Here is a 25,742-nt window from a genome sequence, read left to right on the forward strand (position 1 = left end):
CAGGTGTTTCAGTTTCTGAGCTGCCTACACGGCAGTGAAGCTGATCGCAACCTTGCTGACGCCCAGCAACTGTTTCTGAGCTGCCTACACGGCAGTGAAGCCAGAAGCGCCTGATTAGCCTTCAGTCCTGCCTTTCTGAGCTGCCTACACGGCAGTGAAGCTTTTGCGCTTGGCGGAGACGGGTGGCCATGATTTCTGAGCTGCCTACACGGCAGTGAAGTAGCGACTCAAACAGCTAACACCTTGTCTGGCAAGGAAAAATCTAGCTCGCAGCACTGTGCCCCATAAAACTGGGCGAATATGTAAGTCATTGTTTTTAAAGAGCCTACAGTTAACCTTGGAAAAAAGGGTCATAGCATGGGAAACGGTTGCGCCGTTGCTTAACCCCGAGGAGGTCAAGCCGCGTTTTCTCAGCACAAACAAAAACGGCAAGGGGGTTAGCCTCGCCGTTCATGTTTCCTTCCGTCCGCGTGCTCGTCATCCTGACGAAGTAGCCGCTTATCCTGCGGCTTTCCCTTAGCTGCCATCCTTGGTCAGCCTGCGTCGTTCCTTCGACGTTTTGGTGGAAGTCAATCTACGCCGATGGCCGTTCCGAGCCTATTGGGCGAACGCTCCATCCGCTGTAGGCGATGGCTTACAGGGAGGGGCAGCGGAGCTACTTACCTGTCTTTAGTGTTATATTGCAATGCAAAAAAATCCCTCCAAAGTGGAGGGATAAAGGTACTCATGCAAGTCACGCACCTCAGAACTAATAAGACAGACAGGCAGCAAGAGAAGAAATTCAAATAATTTTGCATTGCAAAATAACTGGCTTGCTTTGCTTCAGTAGCGCTTGCCCAAGAGCCGCTTGAGCTTGGTGAGCAATGGCTGCTCGGTGCCTGGTACTACCGCTTCCCTCGGGTAGCAGAGCTTCTATTTCTTAGGGGGTCTGTACCGCTCCAAGCAACGGTCTCGGCTTGACATCCTCCCCTCCCTCTCGCTGACGCTCGCCGCCCAAGGGCGGAAAGGAAGAGGATTCCTACCGTGTTCAGCCCGGCAGGGCCGACTCACCTCGGCGGGTTCCTGCTGCTGGCGGCCTGACCGCACCGCTCACTTCACAGGCTAACCGGGCGTGTCCCGCCCTTAACACATTGATCGCGCCGACCAGATCGGCGTTTTCCTCGAAGCTGCACTCGACGCAGGCGAACCGCTCCTGCGTGCGGCGGTTGTCCGCCGACACATGCCCGCAGGCTGGACAGGTGCGACTGGTGTTCCGTGGCGGCACTGCCATCAGATGGCCACCGTTCCACGCCAGCTTGTAGTCCAGCTGGCGGCGGAACTCGAACCAGCCCTGGTCCAGAATCGCTCGGTTGAGCCCTGACTTGGCCCGCACCTGTTTGCCCGGTGTCTCGGTAGTGCCTGCTGCCGATCTGGACAGGTTGCGTACCTGCAAGCCCTCGACGAACACGAGCGCGTGGTTTTGGCTGATCGCGGTCGAGGTCTTGTGCAGGTAGTCGCGGCGGGCGTTGCCGATGCGGGCGTGAATCCGCTGGACACGGGCTTTCGCCTGCTTCCAGTTGTTGCTGAACTTCGTCTTGTGACTCATGGCCTGCTGCGCCTTGCGCAGCGCGGCCTCATGGCGCTTGAAGCTGTTGAGCGGCGCGTAGAACGTGCCATCGCTCAAGGCGGCGAAGCGGGCGATGCCCAGGTCGATACCGACGGCGCCACCCTGCGACACGGGGATTTCCACCTCGCGGCGGGTCTGTACGCTGACAAACCACCTGCCGCCACTCAGGCTGACCGTGACGTTGCGCAACTCGCCCAGCGCTTGCCGGCTGTTGCGGTAGCGCAGCCAGCCCAGCTTGGGCAGGAAGATCCGGCCGTTGGCCTGATCCAGCTTGATCTGCTTGGGGTCGGGATAGCGGAAGCTGTCGCGCTGGCCCTTGCGCTTGAAGCGCGGAAAGTCGGCGCGCTGCTCGAAGAAGTTTTTGTAGGCTTTTTCGAGGTCTTTGAGGGCGTGTTGCAGGGGGTGGACGGGCGCTTCTTTCAGCCAGCTCGTTTTCGCGCTGTTGCGCCAGGCGGTGAGCTGTTTGGCCATTGCCACATAGCCGATGTACTGGCCACCGGCCTCCCGATTGGCCTGCTGCAACGCCAGCGCCTGGTTGAAGACGAACCGGCACGAGCCCGCGAAGCGGCGCATCTGGCGCTGCTGTTCGCCGGTCGGCATCAGTTCGTATTTGAAGGCCTGGAGTCGCTGCATGGCCGGAACTATACTTTTGGTCTATGAGCCTAAAAAGCGATATTAGACGCGGTAGACACTGCGTCTTCCTGATGCATGTCCACTTGGTCTTCGTGACAAAATATCGGCGCGAAGTCTTCAGCAAAGACATTCTCGATGACCTGCATGGCATCTTCGCCAGCGTTTGCGCCGACTTCGAGGCGGAACTGGTGGGGTTTGATGGCGAGGATGACCATGTGCATCTGCTGGTGAACTATCCGCCGAAGGTGGCCATCTCCAGCCTTGTGAACAGCCTGAAAGGCGTCTCCAGTCGCATGATCCGCAGAAAAAACTACCCCAGCATCCGCAAGAAGCTGTGGGGGGGTGCGCTCTGGTCACCGAGCTATTTCGCCGGCAGCTGCGGCGGTGCGCCCATCGAAGTCGTCCGCCAGTACATCGAGCAGCAGCAGACGCCTCATTGAGGGCAAACCCGAGGACGGCTATGCCGTCCGCGCTATCCTTCCCCGCCCTGAAGGGCGAGGTTTGCCGCGCATCGGATCAATCAGCCGCCGGCGGACAAGGGCCAAGGCTTGGTTGTGATTCCTGAGAGGTGGGAAGTCTCGCCCATCAGGACGAGCAGTCACAGGTCATGCCAGCTTTCGATGTCCTCATCCCAGCCGTCTTCATCTTCTGGCTCTAGTTCTACCAGGGTTTCCAAGACTTCGTCCTCGAACGAATAGTCGAGACCATCATCCTCAAGCTTCGTCAAAAACTTGTCTGCCTCGCTATCCAGAAGACCTTGATGCTCAAGGTCGAACTTGTCTTCGTCTGTCCACATGGCCGCTCCTATACAACAGTGCTTCTCCAATGGGCGCTCTGTATTGAGGCAAGGTAGTCGACGAAGAGTTCTATCAAGTGGTATCAGCCCGATAGATGAAGCTCATTGGTAGCGTTATGTATGTATCATCCGGGATCGCCGAGCCCTGACTGCAGGGCGAGACGATCTGCACGGCGAAGGCGCCGGCAGTCAGGCGCAGGTTCACGGGGCGTTCGGCATCCAGGTCTGCGGCCAGGTGCTCGGCATCGCCAGAGCCCTGCCCGTTTGGCACGATGATCGACACTTGGAACACGCCGACGCACTGCCGATGCTTTCCTTCCAGATTGGGGCTGTCGGTATCAGCCGGCAGCAGGAAGGCCCATAGGCAGATACCGGATGCCGGAGGTGTAAACGACACGTTCTGCCAGGCGATAGGCAGCGAGCGGATGGCGATGTGTTGCTCGCTTTGGACGCTACCGACCACACCTGAGGACGCGCGGCATCAAGGCCTGCATCGCCTGCAAAGGCGTGGAAAGCAAGGAGCGACTCTGAGTTGTTGAGCGTATCCATGCTTGGTTGGCATGAGCAAACTGTGCATCCGATTCGAGCGCAGGCGCGATATCCATCAGGCCATGCTGTCCCTGGCTTGCAGCATTATTTGCGTTAGGAACCTGCCAGGGTTTTGTTAGTCGTGCACGGTGGCTGGCTGTGCTTGGGTGTGTATGGTGTGTGCTTGTCGTGCGCCAGTGTGTATAATGCACACCATGCAGCGCGAGGAGGCGATGATGCGAAGTCGGGATGTGATCGAGCTGCTGGAGGCAGATGGTGTTGGTACGAAGTAGCGGTGAAGGGTAGCCACCACCAGTTCAAGCATCCGACCAAGCCGGGGAGGGTGACGGTGCCGCACCCGAAATCGGATCTGCCGAAAGGTACCTGGCAGAGCATCCTGAAACAGGCCGGACTCAAGTGAGGCTGATTACACCCGCCGAGAGGGGCGCACATGAAATATCCCGTCGTTATTCACAAAGAGCAGATCAGCGACTACGGCGTGACCGTACCGGACGTGCCAGGCTGCTTCTCGGCTGGCGAGACGATGGCCGAAGCGCTGGAGAATGTCCGTGAGGCGCTGGAGTTGCATTTCGAGGGGCTGCTGGCCGATGGCGAGCCGCTGCCGCAGCCGCAGGAGATCGATGTGCACGCGGCGAACCCGGACTATGCCGGCGGCGTGTGGGCGCTGGTCGACTTCGATGTGATGCCCTACTTGGGGAAGGCAGTGCGCTTTAACGCCACGCTGCCGGAGCACTTGCTGGCGCGGATCGATGCCTACGTGAAGGCCCATCCGGAGCAGAAGAGCCGCTCTGGATTCCTGGCTGCGGCGGCGCTGCGGGTGTTGCAACATGCTTGAAGGGAAAGCTCGCCAGTGAGGGTGAACCAGACTGCACCTTGAGTGCATCGTCATTCCATAGTGCCGAGCGCCTGCTACCTTCGAGAAAAAAAGACGCCAAGGAGGGCGCCGATGGTTATTGAAATCGTTGCTATGAACTACTCCACCCAGTTGCTACGCAATTGGATGGAGTTTCACAGGGTTGCCGCTGGCATCCCTGTCACGGCCAATTCCTGACCAGATTGGCGCTGTCGGAGATCCGAACAGTGCCCAATTAAGCACAACCCTTGCCGATGCCAAATCTCGGGGTTCACTGTGCCCACAGGGGCAGTCGTGAATCCTGTCATCCAGCACCTTACGTGCTGTCCGGCCGCAGGCGGGGCAGGTCTGGCTCGGCTTGAGCTTTCGCGTCGGTGCATCAACGAACTCGCCACCAGTTTCCGTCACTTTATAGCGAATCAGTTGAATCAGTTGAATCAGTTGCGCGGGTGCCGTATCCAGAATCTCCCGGTTCAGCCCGGCCTTTTGCCGGACATTCTTGCCGGGTTCCTCGGCGGTCCCTTTCGCACTGCGGGTCATGTTCTTGATCGTGAGTTCTTCCATCACGACCAGTGCGTTTTCTCTGGCCAGCCGGGCGCTGAGCTGGTGATGGTGCTCCAGGCGCTGCCGTGCCTGTCTCGACCTGGCTCGGGCCAGTTTCTGAATGGCGCGTTTGCGCCGGTTGGAGCCACGTTTCTTGCGGTTGACAGCCTGTTGCAGTCGAGCGATTTCGTCCGCTTTCTGCCGGTACCAACGCGGATTTTCCTTGTGACTGGAGCCGCCTTCGTGATCGGCGATGGTTAGCAGGTGCTCCACGCCCCAGTCGATTCCGATGGCGGCATGACGGGTGCGCTCACGCACGATCACTTCAGGCTCGACCGTCAGTGACAGCCACGCCTTGAAAACAGGGACCAGTCGCCGGCTGCGCAATGAGTTCCGGGAGCACTTGGATCGGTACTACAGCAAGCCAACGCTTTGGAGTCGAAGCTACTGCATCCTGAGTTGCGGCGGTGCGCCGCTGGAAATCATCCAACAGTACATTCAGCAGCAGGCGCGACCGGAGAGCTGAGTTTCGGGGCGATTCCCCTCCACCCAGTTCGCTGAGCTGAAATGGGTGGAGCCCCCTCGCCTAAAATCTGGTGGCTACGGGCCAGGCTGATGGATATTGCGAAGGGGTAGCGGGACGCAGGTTGGCTTTGCTGGGCCCGGGCGGCACAGTTCCGAATATTTTCTTGACTTTTATGGCGCTATTTGCGAAGCACCACAAGCATCAAGAAGATGCCGGCTGATGCCAGTGGCAGAAGAGGAGGGAGGTTGTCGGCCTTGAGAGGCGCGAGCTGATTAAAAAGCGAGATAAGCCCCGCTCTTCCAGCTTGGCTGCGAGCGAAGCGATAGGGCGGGGAGCAGTCCCGATACACCTCACGTCGATTGCCAAGCTCCACCACCAAGACGCGCAGCGCGCCATCTTGGATCTCGCAAATCACCCGGAAGTCGCCCACTCGGTAGCGCCACAGCCCACCCAATGGGCCAGTGAGCGCCTTTCCGGTACTGCGTGGATCTTCGCGCTGGGCAACCCGCGCATCCATGAAGTCGAGGATGCGCCGGGCGGATTGCTTGTCGAGCTTGCGTAGCTGGTTGAGAGCCGTCTGGGTGTAGTCAATCGTCCAGGCCAAGGTCTTTCCTTACGTCCTCCGCCGAATACACGGACTCTTGTCCCTTGCGGACGCGCTCTAGCACCTCGGCTGCGAGGTAGTAGTCTTCCATCTCGTCTAGGCCACGCTCGATGATTTCGCGCAGATAGTACGCCTTGGTGCGCCCGGTGTTGGCGGCTAGGAAGTCCAGGCGCTGCTCGATTTCGGGAGCTAGTCGGATTGACGTTGCCATAGGGTGTTCCTGTGAATACAAGTATTCAATGTATCACATTAAGCCGAACCTCAAATCTAGTATTGATCGAAAAGCTCGACAAACTCCGTACTTCCAGTGTGGGAAAGAATAGCGCGGGCTGCGAAGTGGCCCTGTACTCTGAGCTGCACGCATATGGCCCGCAGCGTGAACATCGTTTGGAGCTCGCGTATGGCAGTGTGCCAATTACGGTACCCATCATGACCGTGACGTCAATGCTGCCCATCAAGCGGCAAAGCATTTTGAAGTTGAAGGCGGAAGGAATGTCCGTCTCAGCCCATCGAGGCTTGCGTAAATCCGGTGTGTTGCCGGTGGCAGCCTGGGAAGTGGGAAGCCTCGCCCGAGAGGGGGGGAGCCGTCACGGTATGTGTGCTCATCGCTACTTCACTCAGAAGATGTAGTCGGTGCTCAGGAAGCCCGATTCACGGTTGCGCAGGATCTCGCTGATCAGCCGCTTGTTGTCTTCCTGGAATCTGGTCGCCACCAGGGTGCGGATCGAGAACACCCGCAGCGCGTCGTACACCGACAGCGTCCCCTCCGCCGAGTTCTTCCGGCCGTTGAACGGGAAGCTGTCCGGGCCGCGCTGGCACTGGGCGTTGATGTTGATCCGCCCGACCTGGTTGGCGAAGGCGTCGACCAGCCGGCCGACCTGCTTGGGGTCGTTGCCGAAGATCGACAGCTGCTGGCCGAAGTCCGACTCGCGCACGTAGTCGATCACCGTCTGCAGGTCGCGGTAGGGCACCACCGGCACCAGCGGACCGAACTGCTCCTCCTGGTAGACGCGCATCTCCGGGGTCACCGGGTAGAGCACCGCCGGGTAGAAGAAGGTTTCGCGCACCTCGCCGCCGCCCGGGTTGACCACCTTCGCGCCCTTGGCCCGGGCGTCGGCCACCAGGGTGGCGAGGAAGTCGGTCTTGCCCGGCTCCGGCAGCGGGGTCAGCGCCACCCCCGGCTCCCAGGGCATGCCCGGCTTGAGCGCGGCCAGCTTGGCGTTGAACTTCTCGAGGAACGCATCGACCACCTGCTCGTGGACGAAGAGGATCTTCAGCGCCGTGCAGCGCTGGCCGTTGAACGACAGGGCGCCGGTGATCGCCTCGCTGACCGCGTTGTCCAGGTCCACCTGCGGCAGGACGATGCCGGGGTTCTTGGCGTCCAGGCCCAGCGCGGCGCGCAGGCGGTGCGGGCGCGGGTGGAGTTTCTTCAGGTCGCTGGCGCCCTTGTTGGTGCCGATGAAGGCGAACACGTCGATCTTGCCGGTCTCCATCAGCGCGCTGACGGTCTCGCGGCCGCGCCCGTAGATGACGTTGATCACCCCGGCCGGGAAGCTGTCGCGGAACGCTTCCAGCAGCGGGCGGATCAGCAGCACGCCGAACTTGGCCGGCTTGAACACCACGGTGTTGCCCATGATCAGGGCCGGGATCAGGGTGGTGAAGGTCTCGTTCAGCGGATAGTTGTAGGGGCCCATGCACAGCGCCACGCCCAGCGGCACGCGGCGGATCTGGCCGAGGGTGCCCTGCTCCAGCTCGAAGCGGCTGGAGCGGCGATCCAGCTCCTTGAGCTCCTGGATGGTGTCGACGATGTAGTCGCAGGTGCGGTCGAACTCCTTCTCGGAATCCTTGAGGTTCTTGCCGATCTCCCACATCAGCAGCTTGACCACCGCCTCGCGCTGCTCGCGCATGCGGGCCAGGAAGGTCTCGACGTGCTGGATGCGTTCGGCCACCGGCAGGCTCGGCCACAGGCCCTGGCCGTTGTCGTAGGCCTTGACCGCGGCGTCCAGGGCGGTCAGCGCGGCCTCGGCATCCAGCAGCGGGGTACTGCCGAGGATGACCTGCTCGTCACCCTTGTCGGTCTTCAGGTGGATGGGGCTGCGCACGGCGGCCAGCGGGCCGTCCCAGCGGCGCAGCGTGCCGTCGATCAGGTACTCGCGCTGCTCGAGGGGCGCGCCCGGACGGTATTGCTCGGGAATCTCGGCGGCAGTGGGAAACAGGTTCTGCAGATGGTTTTCGATGCTCATGGCTGCCTCTTGTTGTCGTTGTCTGGGGCATCCCGGGACGCGTGTCCCAGGGGGCCGTAGTGGGCTCAGCGTGCGGCGGCCTGGCAGATCGCGGCGAACGCGGCCGCCTCCAGCGAGGCGCCGCCGATCAGCCCGCCATCGATGTCCGGCTGGGCGAACAGCGCGCTGGCGTTGTCGGCCTTGACGCTGCCGCCGTAGAGGATCGACGTGGCTTCGGCCTGCACGGGATCGTGTTGAAACAGCAAGGTCCGGATATGCCGGTGCACCGCCTGGGCCTGCTCGGGGGTGGCGGTCTCGCCGGTGCCGATGGCCCACACTGGCTCGTAGGCGATCACTCCGGCAGCAACTCCAGCGATGCCCACCCGCTGCAGTACGGCCTGCAGCTGTCCGGCGATGACGGCCTCGGTGACATTGTCGCGACGCTGCGCCAAGGTCTCGCCGACGCAGAGCACCGGCACCAGACCGGCCTTGAGCGCCATGGCGAACTTCTCCGCCACTACCGCGTCGCACTCGCCGAACAGGCTGCGCCGCTCCGAGTGGCCGACCAGCACATAGCGGCAGCCCAGCTCCTTGAGCATCCCGGCGCCGACCTCGCCGGTGAAGGCGCCTTTCGTCGCCACGTTGAGGTTCTGCGCGCCCAGCGCCACGCCGGAGCCTTCCAGCCGGGCGGCGACCTGCGCCAGGTAGGGGAAGGGCGGGCAGACCGCCAGCTCGACGCCTTCCAGCACGGCCAGCTGCGGCAGCAGTTCGTCCAGCAGCGCGGCATTGGCGGCCAGGCCGCCGTTCATCTTCCAGTTGCCGATGACCCGTTTGCGTCTCATGCCGCACCTCCGCAGCAGCGCCGCTTCAGCAGCGCTTCGGCGCTATAGGGCGCTTTGCCCTTCAGTTCTTCCTCGATGCGCAGCAGCTGGTTGTACTTGCCCACCCGGTCCGAGCGGCACAGCGAGCCGGTCTTGATCTGCCCGGCGCGGGTCGCCACCGCCAGGTCGGCGATGGTGGTGTCCTCGGTCTCCCCCGAACGGTGCGAGATCACCGCCGTATAGCCGGCCAGCTGCGCCATGCGGATGGCATCCAGGGTTTCGCTCAGGCTGCCGATCTGGTTGAACTTGATCAGGATCGAGTTGCCGATGCCCTTCTCGATGCCTTCCTTGAGGATCTTGGTGTTGGTGACGAACAGGTCGTCGCCGACCAGTTGCACCTTGTCGCCCAGCTGCTCGGTCAGGTAGGCCCAGCCCGCCCAGTCGCTCTCGTCCAGGCCGTCCTCGATCGAGACGATCGGGTAGCGCGCGCAGAGGCTCGCCAGATAGTCGACGAAGCCCTTGCTGTCGAAGCTCTTGCCCTCGCCGGCCAGCCGGTACTGCCCGTCCTTGTAGAACTCCGAGGCGGCGCAGTCCAGGGCCAGGGTGATGTCCTTGCCCAGCACGTAGCCGGCGCGCTCGACCGCCGCCTGGATCACCACCAGCGCTTCCTCGTTGGAGGCCAGCGAGGGGGCGAAGCCGCCCTCGTCGCCCACCGCGGTGCTCAGCCCGCGCTCGGAGAGCACCGCTTTCAGGGTGTGGAACACCTCGGCGCCGATGCGCAGCGCTTCCTTGAAGCTGGCCGCGCCGACCGGCTGGATCATGAACTCCTGGATGTCGACGTTGTTGTCGGCATGCTCGCCGCCGTTGAGGATGTTCATCATCGGCACCGGCAGGCTGAACTCGCCGGGGGTGCCGTACAGCCCGGCCAGGTGCGCGTAGAGCGGCAGGCCGCGGGCCGCGGCGGCGGCCTTGGCGGTGGCCAGCGACACGGCGAGGACGGCGTTGGCGCCGAGGCTCGCCTTGTTGTCGGTGCCGTCCAGCGCGAGCATCGCGCCGTCCACCGCGCGCTGGTCGAGCGCGTCGAGGCCGAGCACCCGCTCGCGGATGGCGCCGTTGACGTTGTCCACCGCCTTCATCACGCCCTTGCCCTTGTAGCGCAGCGCGCCGTCGCGCAACTCGAGGGCCTCGCGGCTGCCGGTGGAGGCCCCGGAGGGCACGCTGGCGAGGCCCACGGCGCCGCCGGCCAGGGTGACCACCGCCTCGACGGTGGGGTTGCCGCGCGAATCGAGGATCTCGCGGGCGACGACCTGCTGGATCAGGGTGCTGGCATTACTCATCGTTGTTGTGGTCCTGTGCGGGAGTGGACGCGGCCTCGCCCTCGGCGAGCAGTTCCTGTTGTTCGGCATGGGAGGCGCGGATATCGAAATCGCGCGGCCAGTCCTGCTGTTCGTTCGCTTGCATCGAATCGCCCTCCCTTCAGTGGATCACGTCGCCGACGCGCACGATGCGCAGGGTGTCGGTGCCGCCCTGGGCCTGGCCGGCGCCTTTGGTGATCAGCACCAGATCGCCCTCGAACACCAGGTTGCGCTGCATCAGCTCCTTGACCGCCCGGGCGTTCAGCTCGCTCTCGGGGATCCGGTCGGTGTCGAAGGGGATCGGGTTGACCCCGCGGAACAGCGCCACCCGGCTCTGCGTGCGCGGATGGCGGGAGAAGGCGTAGATCGGCAGGTGCGAGCGGATCCGCGACATCAGCCGCGGGGTGTCGCCGCTCTCGGTCAGGCAGACGATCGCCTTGACCCCTTCCAGGTGGTTGGCCGCGTACATCGCCGACAGGGCGATGGTCTCGTCGATGCGGTGGAACACCTGGTCCATCCGGTGCTTGGAGCGGTGCGCCAGCGGGTGCTTCTCGGCACCGAGGATGATCCGCCCCATGGCCTCCACGGTCTCCACCGGGTAGGAACCGGCGGCGGTCTCGGCCGAGAGCATCACCGCGTCGGTGCCGTCGAGCACCGCGTTGGCCACGTCGAACACCTCGGCGCGGGTCGGCAGCGACTGGGTGATCATCGTCTCCATCATCTGCGTGGCGGTGATCACCGCGCGGTTGAGCACCCGCGCCCGCTCGATGATGCGCTTCTGCACGCCGACCAGCTCGGCGTCGCCGATCTCCACGCCCAGGTCGCCGCGGGCGACCATCACCGCCTCGGAGGCGAGGATGATGCCGTCGAGCACCTGCGCATCGGCCACCGCCTCGGCGCGCTCGATCTTCGCCACCAGCCCGGCGTTGCCGCCGGCTTCCTGCATCAGCCGGCGGGCGTGCTGCATGTCGGCGGCATCGCGCGGGAAGGACACCGCCAGGTAGTCGACCTGCATGCTCGCGGCGGTCTTGATGTCCTCGCAGTCCTTGTCGGTCAGCGCCGAGGCGGACAGGCCGCCGCCCTGGCGGTTGATGCCCTTGTTGTTGGACAGCGGGCCGCCGACCTGTACCTCGCAAACCAGCTGGGTGGCCTCGACCTTGAGGGTCTTGAGCACCACGCGGCCGTCGTCGAGCAGCAGGATGTCGCCGGGCTTGCTGTCGGTGATCAGCGCCTCGTAGTCGATGCCGACACGGGTGGCGTCGCCGGCGTTCTTGTCCAGCGCGGCGTCGAGAATGAACTGCTGGCCCTTCTCCAGCAGCACCTTGCCTTCGGCGAAGCGCGAGATGCGGATCTTCGGCCCTTGCAGGTCGGCAAGGATGGCGACGAAGCGCCCGTGCTTGGCGGCCATCTCGCGCACCAGCTCGGCGCGGGCCTTGTGTTCCTCGGCCTTGCCGTGGGAGAAGTTCAGGCGCACCACATCGACCCCGGCCTTGACCAGGCCTTCGATGGCCTCAGGGGTTTCGGTGGCCGGGCCGAGGGTGGCGACGATCTTGGTTCTACGCAGCATGGGTCTGAATCCTCCAGAGGAGTGTTGGGGGGCGTCGAGGAACAACGTCAGGAGGCCAGGACGCAGGCTTCGGGCCGGCGAGTCGCTGCGTTCAGATAGGCACGTAGACGCTCCTGATCCTCCGTACTCAGGAAGAGGCCGAGCTTGCTGCGTCGCCAGAGGATGTCCTCGGCCTCCTTTGCCCATTCCTGCTCGCATAGGTAGTCGACTTCGCGGGCATGCAGCGTGCCGCCGAAGTGCTCGCCGAGATCGACAGGACCATCGACGCCTTCCAGCAGGCGCCAGGCGCGGCTGCCGTAAGTGCTGGCCCAGCGCTGGGCGAGTTCCGAGGGGAGCCAGGTGTGGCGCTGGCGCAGCAGGCCGGCCAGGGTGCCGCTGTCGCTCATCTGCTCGCCGCCCGGCAGCGGCTTCGCAGCGGTCCAGCAGGGGCCCATCTGCGGGAAGAAGGGCGCCAACTGCTCCAGAGCCGCCTCGGCCAGCTTGCGGTAGGTGGTGAGCTTGCCGCCGAACACCGACAGCAGTGGTGGCTCGCCTGGATCGCCCGACAGCGCCAGGGTGTAGTCGCGGGTCACCGCCGAGGGGTCGTCGGATTCGTCGTTGCACAGCGGCCGTACGCCGGAATAGCTGTGCAGGATGCTGTCCTGGGTCAACTGGTGCTTGAAGTGGCGGTTGACCACTGTAAGCAGATAGTCGGTCTCTTCTTCGCTGATCCGTACCTGCGCCGGGTCGCCCTGGTATTCGCGGTCGGTGGTGCCGATCAAGGTGAAGCGCTCCAAATAGGGAATGGCGAAGACGATGCGCCGATCCTCGTTCTGCAGGATGTAGGCATGCTCGCCCTCGTAGAGTCGCGGCACGATCAGGTGGCTGCCTTGGATCAGGCGGATGCCGTAGGGCGCCTTCTGCTGCAGGCCGGTCTCGATGAAGCGCGCCACCCAGGGACCGGCCGCGTTCACCAGCGCCTTGGCGCGGATCGAAAAGGCACTGCCGTCGGCGCGCTCCAGTTGCAGGTGCCAGTGGTCCCGATGGCGGCTGGCGGAGACGCAGCGAGTGCGGGTCTGCACCTGGGCGCCGTGCTCGCGGGCGGCCATGGCGTTGAGCACCACCAGGCGGGCGTCGTCGACCCAGCAGTCGGAGTATTCGAATCCACGACGGATCTCCGCCTTGAGCGGGCTGCGGGCACCGAAGCGCAGGCCGTGCGAGCCCGGCAGCTTCTTGCGCTTGCCCAGGTGATCGTAGAGAAACAGACCGGCACGAATCATCCAGACTGGACGCAGGTGCGGACGGTGCGGCAGCACGAAGCGCAGCGGCTTGACGATGTGCGGGGCCTTGGCCAGCAGCACCTCGCGTTCGGCGAGCGCCTCACGCACCAGGCGGAATTCGTAGTGTTCGAGATAGCGCAGGCCGCCATGGATCAGCTTGCTGCTGGCCGAGGAGGTGTGCCGGGCGAGATCGTCCTGCTCGCAGAGAAACACCGAAAGACCGCGGCCGGCCGCATCGGCGGCGATACCCGCGCCATTGATACCGCCGCCGATCACGGCGACATCGTAGAGCTCGATATTGGAGGTATTGGAAGGGCTCATGAGGGTTACCTTTGCTGAAACGAAAATCAATGTTCGGTTATGAAAATAATATGGCAACAAAACGAACATTTCCACCCCTATTCATGAATGTTTTCGAACTTTATTGTGTCAGTCGAAAGAGGGTAAGAAAGAGCGGGACAGGGAGGCCGTGGGGAGGGTGCTGGCAGGAGAGGAAAAGACGGCGTGCGGGAGCAAAGGGGTGCTAGAGCGTTTTCATCCTGACCGGCCATAGCCGCCATGGCGGATATAGCGTTCGCATTCGGCGGCCGGAAAGCGCTCCAGCAAGGTGCCAATGGCCGACCAGAGGGTATCGACCGTGCGGGCGGCGGTTTTGCACAGCAGCGCCTTCAGCTTCGCGAACACCTGCTCGATCGGGTTGTAGTCCGGACTGTACGGCGGCAAATAGCGCAGCTCGGCACCGCGCACTTGCTGAAGCCTTTCGCACACCGGCCACCTTGTGCGAGCCGAGGTTGTCCATCACCACGATGTCTCCGACGCCCAGACTGGGCGCCAGCGCCTGCTCGACCCAGGCGCGAAACACCCGCCCGTTGACCGGCCCGTCGAGAACCAGCGGAGCGACCAGCCCTTCGCTACGCAGCGCACAGACGAAGGGGGTCGTCTTCCAATGACCCTGGGGCACCTGCCCCGGGCAACGCCGCCCGCGCGGCGAACGTCCCCGGCCCGGACTCATGTTCGTGCTCGCCCAGGTTTCGTCGAAACGCCCCTTCGAGCCCCTGGAGCCGAAGAGGGACGTGATTGCACTGGACCCCGGCACTGAGCTGGCCCAGTTGCTGCCGCGAGCGTGCCTGCGCCACATAGGACTCGCTCACCGCAAAGCGCCTGGCCACCTCGCGAACCGGGCCGTCGGCCGCCAGTACCCGATCGCGCAGATCTTGCCCGTAGGCTTGCCCTCGACGCCACCCATGAGCCACCTCCCGCGGTTGCCGAACCCCTGCTTTCTGTTCAGCGTGGCTGCCCGATTCCGGTCTGGCTATAACCGCTAGTCAGGACGAAAACGCTCTAGGGCGACGGCTGTCGAACGGCTCAGTCGTAGAGGGTTAGGACGCAGGTCGTAACCCACCGAGCGGCCTAGTGCCGTCAGACGACTTCCAGCTTGACCTTGTGTTCGGTCAGCAACTGGAGCAGCTGGGGGGCAGGCTGGGCGTCGGTGAAGACACGATCGACCTGAGTGATGGAGCCGAGGCGAACCATGGCGTTACGCCCGAACTTGCTTGAGTCGGCGGCGAGAAACACTTGGCGCGCGTTATCGAGAATGGCTCGGGAAACGCGCACTTCGCGGAAGTCGAAGTCGAGTAGGCTGCCGTCCTCGTCGATGCCGCTGATGCCGACCAAGGCATAGTCGACCTTGAACTGCTGAATGAAATCCACCGTAGCCTGGCCGACGATGCCGCCGTCGTTGCGCACCTTGCCGCCGGCGACCAGCACTTCGAAATCCTCCTTGGCACTGAGGATGCCGGCCACGTGCAGGTCGTTGGTGATCACCTTCAGTGCTTGATGGCCGAGTAGGGCGCGGGCGATCGCCTGGGTGGTGGTGCCGATGTTGATGAACAGCGAAGCATGATCCGGCACGGCCGTGGCGATAGCCTCAGCGATGCGCTGCTTCTCGTCGTGCATCTGGCCGGCACGCATGGTGTAAGCCGTGTTCTCCACGCTAGAGTCGTAAGCGGCGCCACCGTGATAGCGGCGCAGCAGCCCCTGCTCGGCGAGCTGGTTGATGTCGCGGCGGATGGTCTGCGGCGTGACGGTGAAGGAGTGGGCCAGTTCTTCGATGCTGACGTAGCCGCGTTCGCGGACCAGGTCGAGAATGTTCTGTTGGCGGGGCGCTAGGCTCATGCGGCATTCCTTGTTTGCGCCCGGAGTATACCCCAGCGGACGCCCGGACCAACCGCCGCAGCCCGGGTACCCTGCCTGGTGCAACGAAAAGACTCCGCTCCGCGCTCAGTCGTCCTCGGTCCAGCGCCGGGTGCGCGCCACCGCCTTCTTCCAGCCGGCATTCAGCACCTCGCGCTTCTCGTCGGAGCAGGCCGGTTCGAATACCCGCTCGATCCGCGCCTTGTCGCGCAGCTCGTCGAGGCCGCTCCAGAAACCGGTGGCCAGGCCGGCCAGGTAGGCAGCGCCGAGCGCGGTGACTTCCTTCACCGCCGGGCGCTCGACTGGCGTGCCGAGCAGGTCGGCCTGGAACTGCATGAGGAAGTTGTTGCTCACGGCGCCGCCGTCCACGCGCAGCGCCCTGAGCGGCTCGCCAGCGTCCCGCTGCATGGCGTCGAGCACATCGCAGGCCTGGAAGGCGATGGATTCGAGCGCGGCGCGGATCAGGTGGTCGGCCTTCACCCCGCGGGTCAGGCCGAACACCGCGCCGCGCGCATAGGGGTCCCAGTAGGGCGCGCCCAGGCCGGTGAAGGCCGGCACCAGGTAGACGCCGTTGCTGTCCTTGACCTTGGTAGCGAAATATTCGGAGTCGAACGAGTCGTCGATCAGCTTGAGCTCGTCGCGCAGCCACTGCACCGTGGAGCCGGCATTGAAGATCGCCCCCTCCAGCGCGTAGGCGACTTCTCCGTGCGGTCCGCAGGCGATGGTGGTGAGCAGCCCGTGGGCCGAGCGCACGGCCTTGGCGCCGGTGTTCATCAGCAGGAAACAGCCGGTGCCGTAGGTGTTCTTGCCCTGGCCGGCCTCCACGCACATATGCCCGAACAGCGCGGCCTGCTGGTCCCCGGCGATGCCGGCGATGGGGATGCCGTCGTCCTCGTTGCAGCCGGCGATGAAGGCATGGCCGTAGACCTCGGAGGACGGGCGCACCTGTGGCAGCATCTCGCGCGGGATGTCCAGGGCCTCGAGCAGGCGCGCGTCCCAGTCCAGCGCATGGATGTCGAAGAGCATGGTGCGCGCGGCGTTGGTGTAGTCGGTGACGTGCACCCGGCCCTGGGTCATCTTCCAGATCAGCCAGGAGTCGACGGTGCCGAACAGCAACTCGCCGCGCCGCGCCCGCTCGCGACTGCCCTCGACGTGGTCGAGGATCCACTTGATCTTGGTGGCGGAGAAGTACGGGTCGATGACCAGGCCGGTGTGTTCCCGGACATATTCCTCTAGGCCGTCGCGCTTGAGCTCCTCGCAGATCACCGCGCTGCGCCGGCACTGCCAGACGATGGCGTTGTGGATCGGCCGGCCGCTCTGCTTGTCCCAGACCACCGTGGTTTCGCGCTGGTTGGTGATGCCGATGGCCGCCACCTGTCGGTGGTCGATACCGGCCTGGGCCAGCGCCTCCACCAGGGTGGCGCTCTGCGTGGCCCAGATCTCCATGGGGTCGTGCTCGACCCAGCCCGACTGTGGGTAGATCTGCGTGAACTCATGCTGTGCCACGCTGACGATATTGGCGTCGCGGTCGAGCACGATGGCTCGCGAACTGGTGGTGCCTTGGTCCAGGGCGACGATGTACTGCTTGTTGTTGGTTTGGGTCATGGCGTTGGCCTTCTGGAGTACGGGGTGATCAGGCTCTGGCCTTGCAGGCCGGCTGGGTGGTTTCTTCCGGTTTGGCGTGGCTGGGCAGGTGGCGGGCGATCAGTCCGCGGTAGCCCGCCGCGCCCAGGCAGGCTCCGAGCAGCGGTGCGGTCAGGGGGACGAGGAAATAGGGTATTTCGCGTCCGCCGGTCAGGGCGATATCGCCCCAGCCGGCCAGGAAGGTCATCAGCTTGGGACCGAGGTCGCGGGCCGGGTTCATGGCGAAGCCGGTCAGCGGGCCCATCGAGCCGCCGATGACCGCCACCAGCAGGCCGATTAGCAGCGGTGCCAGCGGACCGCGTGGCAGGCCGTTGCCATCGTCGGCCAGGGCCATGACGACAGCCATCAGGATAGCGGTGATCACCGTCTCCACGGCAAAGGCCTGGCCGACCGAAAGCAGGGGATTGGGATAGGTAGAGAATACCGAGGCCAGCGCAAGACTGGCCTGGCTGCCGCGCACGATCTGATGGCTTTGTTCGTAAGCGAAAAATAAGTTCGAATACAGACAGTAGACCAGCGCCGCAGCGCAGAAGGCGCCCGCCAACTGAGCCAGGATATAGGCCGGCAACTTGCGGCGATCGAAGCCGGCGAACAGGCACAGGGCTATGCTCACCGCCGGATTGAGATGGGCACCGGAAACGCCGGCGCTGAGATAGATCGCCAGGCTGACGGCCAGGCCCCAGATTAGGCTAATCTCCCATAGCCCAAGGCTTGCGCCGCCGACCACCAGGGCAGCGACACAGCCGGTTCCGAAGAAGAGGAGCAGGGCGGTACCGATGAATTCGGCCAGGCATTGGCCGAGAAGCGTGGGGGAACGCATGTCATGCATAGAGGCCTTCCTTCATTTTTGTATTTGTTGTTGGGCCTTGTGGGCCTTTTCGTTTGCGAAAAAATTATACTCGCAAATGAACAATGTCAACGCTTCTTAAGCCCGGTATTGGGTCAATACCACATGGGCTTTCCCTGTCTCGTGCCGGCATTGTGCTAATACACCAAATAGCTCGTCGTGTTGATCCCGCGCCCTGCCACAGCCCGTGTTTCCTGCCATTAAGGATCACGATCACCTCCTCAAGGTGTCACTTGTCGTCTTGAGCCCGTTTGGTAGCGCCAATACACCGAGCGATGCTCGAGCGAAATCTCATGAACAAGAGCCGTGCGGTATCGCCGTTAACTGCTTACAACATGACAGTGCCTGCCCGCTGCAGGCCATTGGACCGTGCCTCACCAAGCCCCCCTCTCCTGTGATCCCCCCGCTTCATGCTCTCCTGCATCCAATGCCAGAGCGGCGAGTGAGGCCATCCTGGCCATGCCAAAACCTGGCTTGACATAAATTTACTCGTGAATAACGATAAAAATCGTATCGTTTTATATAAAAACAACAAAGGAAAACGCTATGCTCGCCATCTCCGGGATAGTCATATCCCTCGTTCTGCTCATGTATTTCGCCTACCGGGGAATCAGCGTTCTGGTCCTCGCGCCCACCTTGGGGCTGCTCGCTGTACTGCTCAGCGGCGAAAGCGGCACTCTGCTCGGTACCTACACCCAAGTGTTCATGCAGAGCCTGGGCAACTACGTGGTCAAATACTTTCCGCTGTTCATGCTCGGCGCCATCTTCGGCAAGCTGATGGACGATTCCGGCTCGGCCCGGGCCATTGCCCACTGGCTGGTGCGCCGGCTCGGTAGTGAGCGCTCAATCCTCACCATCGTGCTGGCCTGCGGCATCCTCACCTACGGCGGGGTTTCGCTGCTCGTCGTCGGCTTCGCCATCTACCCGATCGCGGCCGCCCTGTTCCGCGAAGCGGACATGCCCAAGCGGCTGATTCCCGGCGCCATCGCCCTGGGCGCGCTGACCTTCATCATGACTGCGCTGCCCGGTACGCCGGCGATCCAGAACGCCATCCCGATGCCCTTTTTCGGCACCGACGCCTTCGCCGCGCCGGTACTCGGCATCCTCGGCGCAGGAGTCATGCTGATCGGCGGCATGTTCTGGCTGAACCGCCGGGCACTGCAGGCCAGGATCACCGGCGAGGGCTTCGGCACGCACGTGGACGATGCAGCGGCAGAGGAGGGGGCGATCGCCGGGCCAGGCATCGGCCTGGCGCTGCTGCCCATCGTGCTGGTGATTCTGGGCAACTTCGTGTTCACCAAGTATCTGATCCCGACACTGGACCATAGCTATCTGGCGCAGCAGAAGTTCGGCTCCACCACCCTCGGTGCAGTGCTCGGCATCTGGTCGATCATCTGCGCCTTGGGCGCTCGCCTGCCTAGTGATGATCGCCGTCAACTGGCGGCGCTGGGCGGACCTCAAGGACACCCTCAACAAGGGCACCCTGGGCTCGCTGCTGCCGATCTTCAACACCGCCTCGGAGGTGGGCTATGGCTCGGTAATCGCCTCGCTGAGCGCCTTCGTGATCGTGCGCGACTTCCTCGTCGGGCTGTCGCCGAACAACCCGCTGATCTCCCTGCTGGCGATCTGCGGGCTTACCCACCGGCAATCCTATCCCGACATCTTCGTCGTGGCGGTGGCGATTCCGCTGCTGGCTCTGGCGCTGGTGATCACCCTCGGTACCGCCTTCGGTGCCTTCTGATTCCTTCCTGAGGAGAACTCTATGTCCGTGCAAGCCATACTGCCGCGCATCATGGAAATCGGCGCCGGCGCCAGCCAGAAACTCCCCGATGTGTTGGTCGCCCTCGGTTGCCAGCGGCCGCTACTGGTCACCGACCGGATGATGGTGCAGCTCGGCTACACCGCACGCCTCCAGGCGACTTTGGCCGAGCGCGACATTGCCTGCGAGCTGTTCGCCGATACCGTCCCCGAACCCACCGCTGCTTCTATCCAGGCGGGCGTGGCGAAGGTGCGCGACGGTGATTATGACGCCCTGGTTGCCCTCGGCGGTGGCAGCCCGATCGACAGCGCCAAGGCCATCGCCATTCTCGGCCGGCATGGAGGGCAGATCCGCGACTACCGTTTCCCGCGCCAGGTAAACGAGGCCGGCCTGCCGATTGTCGCTATCCCCACCACGGCCGGCACCAGCTCCGAGGTGACCCGATTCACCATCATCACCGACGAGGCCAGCGATGAAAAAATGCTCTGTGCCGGAATCGGCTTCATGCCGCCGCCCGCACCCAGGACGTGTTCAATCCCGCCACTGGGCGGGCGGTGGCCTTGGCTGCCAAGTCCACGGTGGAGGAGGCCATCGCTGCCGCCCAGGCGGCTTTCCCTGCCTGGCGCGACACCCCGCCGATCAAGCGCGCGCGGATCATGTTCCGCTTCAAGGAGCTACTGGAGCAGAATGCCGACCGGATTTGCCAACTAATCGGCGAGGAGCACGGCAAGATCGTCCATGATGCCGCTGGCGAGTTGCAGCGCGGCATCGAGAACGTCGAGTACGCCTGTGGCGCGCCAGAGTTGCTCAAGGGCGAGCACAGTCGCAACGTCGGTCCGGGTATCGATTCCTGGAGTGAGTTCCAGCCGCTGGGCGTAGCGGCCGGCATCACCCCGTTCAATTTCCCGGTAATGGGGCCGCTGTGGATGTTTCCCATGGCCATCGTCTGCGGCAACTGCTTCGTTCTCAAGCCCTCCGAGGGCGATCCCAGCTCGACTCTGTTCATTGCCGAACTGCTACACGAAGCCGGTCTGCCACCGGGCGTGCTGAACGTGGTCAACGGCGACAAGGAGTCGGTCGACACCCTGCTGCACTATTCGCGCGTGCAGGCGGTCAGCTTCGTCGGCTCGACGCCCATCGCCGAATACATTTATCGGACCGCTGCGGCCAACGGCAAACGCTGCCAGGCGCTGGGCGGTGCGAAGAACCACGCGATCGTGATGCCCGACGCCGATCTGGACAACGCAGTCAATTCGTTGCTGGGCGCCGCCTTTGGCTCCTCCGGCGAGCGCTGCATGGCGCTCTCGGTGGCCGTGGCGGTCGGCGAGGCGGTGGCCGATGCGCTGGTCGCCAGACTGCAAGAAGCTATGGAAGGCCTGAAGTTCGGCATCCATCATGAGCGTAGCAACGACTTTGGCCCCCTGATCACCCAGCAGCACAGGGATAAGGTGGTCGGTTACATCGACAGCGCCGAGCGCCAAGGGGCTCAGGTAGTGGTAGATGGGCGCGGTGTGCGAGTTTCCGGTTGTGAGGAGGGCTTCTTCGTCGGCGCTACCCTGATCGACCGGGTGACCGCGCAGATGGACAGCTACCGGGCGGAGATCTTCGGCCCGGTGCTGCAGGTCGTGCGCGTCTCTAGCATGGAAGAAGCTATGGCGCTGATCGATTCTCACGAATACGGCAACGGCACCTGTATTTATACCCGCGATGGTGAGGCGGCGCGCTACTTCAGCGACCATATCCAGGTCGGCATGGTGGGCATCAACGTACCGCTGCCGGTGCCGGTGGCCTATCACAGCTTCGGCGGCTGGAAGCGCTCGCTGTTCGGCGACCTGCATGCCTACGGCCCGGACGGGGTACGCTTCTACACCCGGCGCAAGACCATCACCCAGCGTTGGCCATCGGCCAGCCTGCGCGAAAGCGCCGAGTTCTCCATGCCGACCCTGCGGTGAACCCGCTCCCACGGCTGTCCTTCACCGGGCAGCTGCAGAGCGCGGGCCGTTCAAGCCGGCTGCATGCCCTCCTGCGGACGCGCCTCTAGCAGCAGCTCGGCCAACTCGTCCGCAGCGTGGCGCAACAGTGGCGCCATCGCTTTGAGTTCGTCCAGGCTCCGGCGCAACGTCGGCGCATGTACGAACAGGCAAGCATGCAGGCGCCCGTCAGGCCTGCGGATGGGCACCGAGCAGGCCACCATGCCGTCGATGAACTCCTCATTGTCCACGCCCAATTCGGTTTCGGCGATCGACTGCAGGGCAGCTTCCAGCTCTTGCGGATCGGTGATGGTATTTCGTGACAGCCGCGTGAGCGGCAGATTGCGCAGAATCTGCTGGCGGCGCGTCTTGGAGAAGCTGCTCAGGTAGAGCTTGCCGCTGGCCGAGCACCAGACCGGGACATGAGAGCCGACCGGAAGATGGATCTGCAGTGGCCAGTTGCTCTGCACCCGGTCGTAATAAATCATGTCGATGCCATCGGGGATGGCGATGCCGCACGTTTCGCCGGTTTCCCTCGCCACGCGCTGCAGGATCGAACGGCGCAGCGCCTTGTGGCGGCTGGCGTACAGCACGCCCATGGCGATCCGCTGCAGACGGTCGCTGGGCACGATCAGTCCGCGCAGATCCACCTGCAGGTAGCCGTCGGCCTGCAACTGCTGCAGCAAGCGATGGATGCTCGGCTTGGGGATGTCCAGCATGAAGGCCAGCTCGCCCGGAGAAAGCGCACGCTCTGCCTGCGCGACCGCCTCGATGATTTCCAGGACCCGAGAGATGGAGGACCCCTTGCTCCTGTGTTCTGCTTGTTCATCCCTCACCCGAAACCTCTCCTGTCATCGAGCCTCTTTCGTTTTAGTGATCGGCATATCTGTAACACCGCTATAGGACTACATTCTCCCTTTCGCTTGGCTGATCTGTCCAACCTCCACGGACGCGCGTACTGCAGAGCCTGGCCGTGGCACTGCAGACGCCGATGCCTACGACTATCTATGCTCAGGGCTGATCACCATGGAAAGATATCTATGGTGGAGTTGGAAGGGGTTCTCGAGGGGCTGGATGCCTGCTGTGCCTGGATGCGCACGGGAGGCAAGGGTTGTATGGGGCTTTCGGGGATACGCAGGGGATGTGTGGGCTGTGCCGGAGTACGCGCGGGGGGCTGAGCTTGAATGGCCACCGGCAGGTCCTTGGGCGTGCCGTTGACCAGGGTCAGCCACTCGTCATAGGTCAGCCGCATTTGCCCTTGGCACAGCTTGTTGCGCACGCGGATGTAGTCGTTCACCTGTTCACGGGCCGAGGCGTTCACCGAATAGCCGGGCGCGGTGTAGACCACAGGGTTGCCGGCGTGTTGGCAGTTGCTGGCATAAGTGGAGGGCGGGACTGCGACCATGGCTACTGGGGTCGTACTGGCGACCTGCAGCTCCGGATGCAGGCGGCCCGAGCGGGTATCGAGCTGGTCCTGGGGGCTCACCGTGTGTTGGTAGGCGGGTTTGCGCAGGGCTGCTCCGCCGCGGCCCTGGTGCCCCCAGCTGGTGTGGTAGTCGCGCAGGTCGGGCTCGTATTCGCTGACGGCGAACTTCGGTTCGGTAGGAGGGGGTGGTGCCTCCGGCTTCTTGTCCTTGGCGCAGCCGGCGACAGCGATCGCGCTGAGGGTCAGCGCCAGCAGAAAACTGGGATGTTTCATGGGGGTTCCTCATCGATGGAGTCGCCCCCATTGTGAAAAGCCAATCCGCTCCTGTGTGGCCATTTCGCGCCACTTTATGGCTTGAAATTGGGTTGCTCGAACAGACAGAAGGACGACCGCAAATTTGCGTGCGGCGGCTCGATTGCAATAGGCAGCGGACTGTTGCAGACTCCAGCCACGCCCTTGTGCGGCGCTAAATAGGCCTGCCGGAACTCCGGCCAGTGCCCTTCAAGCCCTGGTGGCTTAATCGGCTGAATTAAAGCCGTCAAGAATTCCCCTAATTAAATTGGCCGGCGTGTGTCTGCCGATTTAGTCGCGTAGTGATTACGCGGACGGGTGGTGCCGTCTTATAAATCAACCTTAAAAACGCTCTTAAAAAACCAACCCATCGGGGTCGCAGACTCCCGCTTGGGGAAAATGCCGCCCCGTATTATCCCGAAAGGAGAATCTTATGGCGCGCGGTGTCAATAAAGTCATTCTGCTCGGCAATGTCGGCGGTGATCCGGAAACTCGCTCTCTGCCCAACGGCAATGCGGTGACCAATATTACGCTGGCGACTTCCGAAAGTTGGAAAGACAAGCAAACTGGCCAGCAACAGGAGCGCACCGAATGGCACCGCGTAGTGTTCTTCGGCAAGCTCGCTGAAATCGCTGGAGAATATTTGAAGAAAGGCGCTCAGGTTTATATCGAGGGCAAACTGCAAACCCGCAAGTGGCAGGGACAGGACGGTCAGGACCGGTATACCACGGAAATCGTGGTCGACCAGAACGGCACCCTGCAGCTGCTGGGCGGGCGCAGAGACGGAGGTGAGGGGCAATCCCCGCAGCCTCAATCAAGCGCAGGTGGAAGTCGCCCGCGTCAATCTGGAAATCGAGCAGACAAGTCGACGCCGGCTCCCCAGCCGACGCCCGACTATGACTCTTTCGATGACAATATTCCTTTTTAGGAAACTTCAAAAATGGCTGACCTGAGTTCAGGTCCGCTTTTTAGTCTGTGAAAACCAGCGCCGAATAATCCCGGCACTATCCAAACCCTGAGGGGCGACTTGTCCCTTTGGGGGCCGTTCGCCCTGAAGGAATATTTTGAAAGGAGAACGGTTATGAGCGAAGTTCAAAAAGACACTCAAAAAGAGTTTCAAAATGCAGTGGCAATCATGGTCAAACTTGAAGACAAGTTCATTGAGCTGGTGAAGACATCGAATACGGATGTCGCCTTCAAGAATGAGTTGCTATATGCCTCGCAGGCGATGATGAATAACGACTATCTCTGCAAGGTGGCGCTCAGCAACTCGCTGAGTCTGCGCAATGCGTTCAGCCAGGTCGCCGCGTGCGGTCTGACGTTGAATCCCGCCCGGGGTTTCGCGTACCTGGTGCCTCGCGAGGGGCAGGTCATCCTGGACGTGTCCTACCGGGGCATGATCAAGGCGGCCGTGAACGATTGCGCCATCAAGGACTGCATCGTCGAGCTGGTCTACGCGAACGACGAATTCGTCTATCGCGGCAAGCGGCAGAGCCCGACCCACACGTTCAACCCCTTCGACAAGAAGGCCGACCGTGGGGAGTTCGTCGGGGCCTTTGTCGAGGCCTTGCTGCCCGATGGGCGTGTCCATGTGGAGGCCGTCACCGCCGAGGAAATCTATGCGGCGCGCGAGGCTTCCGAGCTGTGGAAGCGGAAGAAGAAAGGCCCCTGGGTCGACTTCTTCGCCGCCATGGCCAAGAAGAGCGCCATCAAGATCGCCAGGAAATACTGGCCTCAGTCGGGACCCAAGCTGGATGAGCTGATCCAGTACCTCAACACCAACGGTGGCGAGGGGTTCGCTTCGCAAGACGTGCCGCTGGCGGTCGTCGAGCGGGTGATCGGGGCCAGCGATGAGGTCGAGCCGGTCGAGCCGCTGCCCACCTCCAACCAGGAGGAGGCTGCGAGCGAGCCGTCTCCCGCCGCTCAACCGGCGGAAGTCGATCCTGAACCTGAAAGGGCTGACCCGCCTGCTGCCGAACCTGCCGCCGATCCTGAGCCGCAGGCCGTCGAAGGCGAGGTGATGCCCGCGAAAGAACCGGAACCCAAGCCTGTCGGCCTGCCTGAAAAGCTGGTGAAGAAGGTGGCGGAACTGGTTCGCCGCGCCAGTGCCCAGGGTTGCTGGGCCGCGGCCAAGGAGTACGTCTCCACCTGGCCGGAAGAGGCACGGCAATACGCGCTTCAACAGCTCAAGGCCGGCGAATACCTGGCCGCGAGCGAAGGAGAGTGAACCCATGGCCGATCTGATCGCGACCCTCCTGTTGCTGTTGTTGCCGTAAGG

General features: G+C 63.1%; 22 protein-coding genes, 7 pseudogenes and 1 CRISPR repeat array (1 of these 30 cut by a window edge). Of the genes and pseudogenes, 10 read left to right on the forward strand and 19 right to left on the reverse strand.

Annotated features, from left to right (window positions below):
• Positions 1-220: a CRISPR direct-repeat array (repeat unit 28 nt; unit sequence TTTCTGAGCTGCCTACACGGCAGTGAAG); it begins 649 nt to the left of the window's first position.
• Between the two features lie 807 nt (positions 221-1,027).
• A complete protein-coding gene (locus tag Atro_RS22780) occupies positions 1,028-2,239 on the reverse strand; it encodes an RNA-guided endonuclease InsQ/TnpB family protein (protein ID WP_497927998.1) in 1,212 nt (403 codons plus the stop codon).
• A 23-nt stretch (positions 2,240-2,262) separates the two neighbouring features.
• Here Atro_RS22780 and tnpA point away from each other — a divergent pair, with 23 nt between their 5' ends.
• Positions 2,263-2,679, forward strand: a complete 417-nt coding sequence (gene tnpA / locus Atro_RS22785; RefSeq protein WP_497927999.1) for an IS200/IS605 family transposase — start codon at positions 2,263-2,265, stop codon at positions 2,677-2,679.
• A gap of 158 nt (positions 2,680-2,837) precedes the next feature.
• Here the strand turns inward: tnpA and Atro_RS22790 are convergent, their stop codons facing one another.
• The gene (locus Atro_RS22790; protein ID WP_497928000.1) at positions 2,838-3,035 is read right to left on the reverse strand and encodes a hypothetical protein; all 198 of its coding nucleotides are present in this window, start codon (positions 3,033-3,035) and stop codon (positions 2,838-2,840) included.
• Between the two features lie 73 nt (positions 3,036-3,108).
• Positions 3,109-3,498, reverse strand: coding sequence for a phage tail terminator-like protein (locus Atro_RS22795; protein ID WP_497928001.1), 390 nt, complete (start codon positions 3,496-3,498; stop codon positions 3,109-3,111).
• Here Atro_RS22795 and Atro_RS22800 point away from each other — a divergent pair.
• From Atro_RS22800 to Atro_RS22810, 3 genes and pseudogenes are all read left to right on the forward strand, one after another.
• A pseudogene (locus Atro_RS22800) lies at positions 3,486-3,703 on the forward strand (IS5/IS1182 family transposase); the annotation flags it as partial. The gene Atro_RS22795 and the pseudogene Atro_RS22800 overlap by 13 nt on opposite strands.
• Before the next feature lie 96 nt (positions 3,704-3,799).
• Positions 3,800-3,984, forward strand: a pseudogene (locus Atro_RS22805) (type II toxin-antitoxin system HicA family toxin).
• A 30-nt stretch (positions 3,985-4,014) separates the two neighbouring features.
• Positions 4,015-4,419: a type II toxin-antitoxin system HicB family antitoxin gene (locus Atro_RS22810; RefSeq protein ID WP_497928002.1), complete on the forward strand. Its 405-nt coding sequence runs from the start codon at positions 4,015-4,017 to the stop codon at positions 4,417-4,419.
• A 153-nt stretch (positions 4,420-4,572) separates the two neighbouring features.
• On the opposite strand, the gene Atro_RS22815 is transcribed toward Atro_RS22810, so the two are convergent.
• Entirely contained in the window at positions 4,573-5,367 is a 795-nt protein-coding gene (locus Atro_RS22815) for an RNA-guided endonuclease InsQ/TnpB family protein (protein WP_497928003.1), read from the reverse strand.
• Between Atro_RS22815 and Atro_RS22820 the strand changes: the two are divergent.
• A pseudogene (locus tag Atro_RS22820) lies at positions 5,330-5,506 on the forward strand (transposase); the annotation flags it as partial. The gene Atro_RS22815 and the pseudogene Atro_RS22820 sit on opposite strands and share 38 nt — an antisense overlap.
• 340 nt (positions 5,507-5,846) lie before the next feature.
• Here Atro_RS22820 and Atro_RS22825 read toward each other — a convergent pair.
• The 13 genes and pseudogenes from Atro_RS22825 to Atro_RS22885 all read right to left on the reverse strand — a co-directional run.
• Positions 5,847-6,110: pseudogene (locus Atro_RS22825) on the reverse strand (type II toxin-antitoxin system RelE family toxin); the annotation flags it as partial.
• Positions 6,094-6,321 carry a type II toxin-antitoxin system RelB family antitoxin gene (gene relB / locus Atro_RS22830; protein ID WP_497928004.1) on the reverse strand — a complete coding sequence of 76 codons (228 nt, stop codon included), beginning with the start codon at positions 6,319-6,321 and terminating at the stop codon, positions 6,094-6,096. The pseudogene Atro_RS22825 and the gene relB, both read right to left, overlap by 17 nt.
• Before the next feature lie 406 nt (positions 6,322-6,727).
• Positions 6,728-8,353, reverse strand: a complete 1,626-nt coding sequence (locus Atro_RS22835) for an NADP-dependent glyceraldehyde-3-phosphate dehydrogenase (RefSeq protein ID WP_497927749.1) — start codon at positions 8,351-8,353, stop codon at positions 6,728-6,730.
• Between the two features lie 65 nt (positions 8,354-8,418).
• Positions 8,419-9,174, reverse strand: coding sequence for a triose-phosphate isomerase (gene tpiA / locus Atro_RS22840; protein WP_497927750.1), 756 nt, complete (start codon positions 9,172-9,174; stop codon positions 8,419-8,421).
• The gene (gene eno, locus Atro_RS22845) at positions 9,171-10,490 is read right to left on the reverse strand and encodes a phosphopyruvate hydratase (protein ID WP_497927751.1); all 1,320 of its coding nucleotides are present in this window, start codon (positions 10,488-10,490) and stop codon (positions 9,171-9,173) included. Before eno ends, tpiA begins: the two co-directional genes overlap by 4 nt.
• Positions 10,483-10,614, reverse strand: coding sequence for a hypothetical protein (locus Atro_RS22850; RefSeq protein ID WP_349618597.1), 132 nt, complete (start codon positions 10,612-10,614; stop codon positions 10,483-10,485). Before Atro_RS22850 ends, eno begins: the two co-directional genes overlap by 8 nt.
• Positions 10,615-10,629: 15 nt before the next feature.
• Entirely contained in the window at positions 10,630-12,075 is a 1,446-nt protein-coding gene (gene pyk, locus Atro_RS22855) for a pyruvate kinase (protein ID WP_497927752.1), read from the reverse strand.
• 47 nt (positions 12,076-12,122) lie between these two features.
• The gene (glpD, locus tag Atro_RS22860) at positions 12,123-13,655 is read right to left on the reverse strand and encodes a glycerol-3-phosphate dehydrogenase (RefSeq protein WP_497927753.1); all 1,533 of its coding nucleotides are present in this window, start codon (positions 13,653-13,655) and stop codon (positions 12,123-12,125) included.
• A gap of 213 nt (positions 13,656-13,868) precedes the next feature.
• Positions 13,869-14,081: a transposase gene (locus tag Atro_RS22865; RefSeq protein ID WP_497927754.1), complete on the reverse strand. Its 213-nt coding sequence runs from the start codon at positions 14,079-14,081 to the stop codon at positions 13,869-13,871.
• A 52-nt stretch (positions 14,082-14,133) separates the two neighbouring features.
• Positions 14,134-14,472, reverse strand: a pseudogene (locus Atro_RS22870) (transposase); the annotation flags it as partial.
• Between the two features lie 281 nt (positions 14,473-14,753).
• Positions 14,754-15,509 carry a DeoR/GlpR family transcriptional regulator gene (locus Atro_RS22875; RefSeq protein WP_497927755.1) on the reverse strand — a complete coding sequence of 252 codons (756 nt, stop codon included), beginning with the start codon at positions 15,507-15,509 and terminating at the stop codon, positions 14,754-14,756.
• Between the two features lie 105 nt (positions 15,510-15,614).
• Positions 15,615-17,132, reverse strand: a complete 1,518-nt coding sequence (gene glpK, locus Atro_RS22880; RefSeq protein ID WP_497927756.1) for a glycerol kinase GlpK — start codon at positions 17,130-17,132, stop codon at positions 15,615-15,617.
• Between the two features lie 28 nt (positions 17,133-17,160).
• The gene (locus Atro_RS22885) at positions 17,161-18,000 is read right to left on the reverse strand and encodes an MIP/aquaporin family protein (protein ID WP_497927757.1); all 840 of its coding nucleotides are present in this window, start codon (positions 17,998-18,000) and stop codon (positions 17,161-17,163) included.
• Between the two features lie 564 nt (positions 18,001-18,564).
• On the opposite strand from Atro_RS22885, the pseudogene Atro_RS22890 reads away from it, so the two are divergent.
• The 3 genes and pseudogenes from Atro_RS22890 (at position 18,565) to Atro_RS22900 (ending at position 21,729) form a co-directional block, all read left to right on the forward strand.
• Positions 18,565-19,759 (forward strand): annotated as a pseudogene (locus tag Atro_RS22890) (GntP family permease).
• Positions 19,760-19,780: 21 nt separating this feature from the next.
• Positions 19,781-20,320 (forward strand): annotated as a pseudogene (locus Atro_RS22895) (iron-containing alcohol dehydrogenase); the annotation flags it as partial.
• On the forward strand, positions 20,263-21,729 hold the full coding sequence (locus Atro_RS22900; protein WP_497928005.1) for a CoA-acylating methylmalonate-semialdehyde dehydrogenase: 1,467 nt from the start codon (positions 20,263-20,265) through the stop codon (positions 21,727-21,729). The pseudogene Atro_RS22895 and the gene Atro_RS22900, both read left to right, overlap by 58 nt.
• A gap of 50 nt (positions 21,730-21,779) precedes the next feature.
• On the opposite strand, the gene Atro_RS22905 is transcribed toward Atro_RS22900, so the two are convergent.
• Together Atro_RS22905 and Atro_RS22910 are read right to left on the reverse strand one after the other, a co-directional pair.
• Positions 21,780-22,583: an IclR family transcriptional regulator gene (locus Atro_RS22905; RefSeq protein ID WP_497927758.1), complete on the reverse strand. Its 804-nt coding sequence runs from the start codon at positions 22,581-22,583 to the stop codon at positions 21,780-21,782.
• Positions 22,584-22,768: 185 nt separating this feature from the next.
• Entirely contained in the window at positions 22,769-23,446 is a 678-nt protein-coding gene (locus Atro_RS22910; RefSeq protein WP_497927759.1) for a hypothetical protein, read from the reverse strand.
• A 451-nt stretch (positions 23,447-23,897) separates the two neighbouring features.
• Here Atro_RS22910 and ssb point away from each other — a divergent pair, with 451 nt between their 5' ends.
• Both ssb and Atro_RS22920 read left to right on the forward strand, forming a co-directional pair.
• Complete coding sequence (ssb, locus tag Atro_RS22915; RefSeq protein WP_497927760.1) at positions 23,898-24,392, forward strand: single-stranded DNA-binding protein; 495 nt, start codon at positions 23,898-23,900, stop codon at positions 24,390-24,392.
• 153 nt (positions 24,393-24,545) lie between these two features.
• Positions 24,546-25,691 (forward strand): recombinase RecT, encoded by a 1,146-nt coding sequence (locus tag Atro_RS22920; protein WP_497927761.1) that lies wholly within the window; start codon positions 24,546-24,548, stop codon positions 25,689-25,691.
• Positions 25,692-25,742: the final 51 nt, after the last annotated feature.

The organism is Azotobacter tropicalis, from assembly GCF_059739045.1.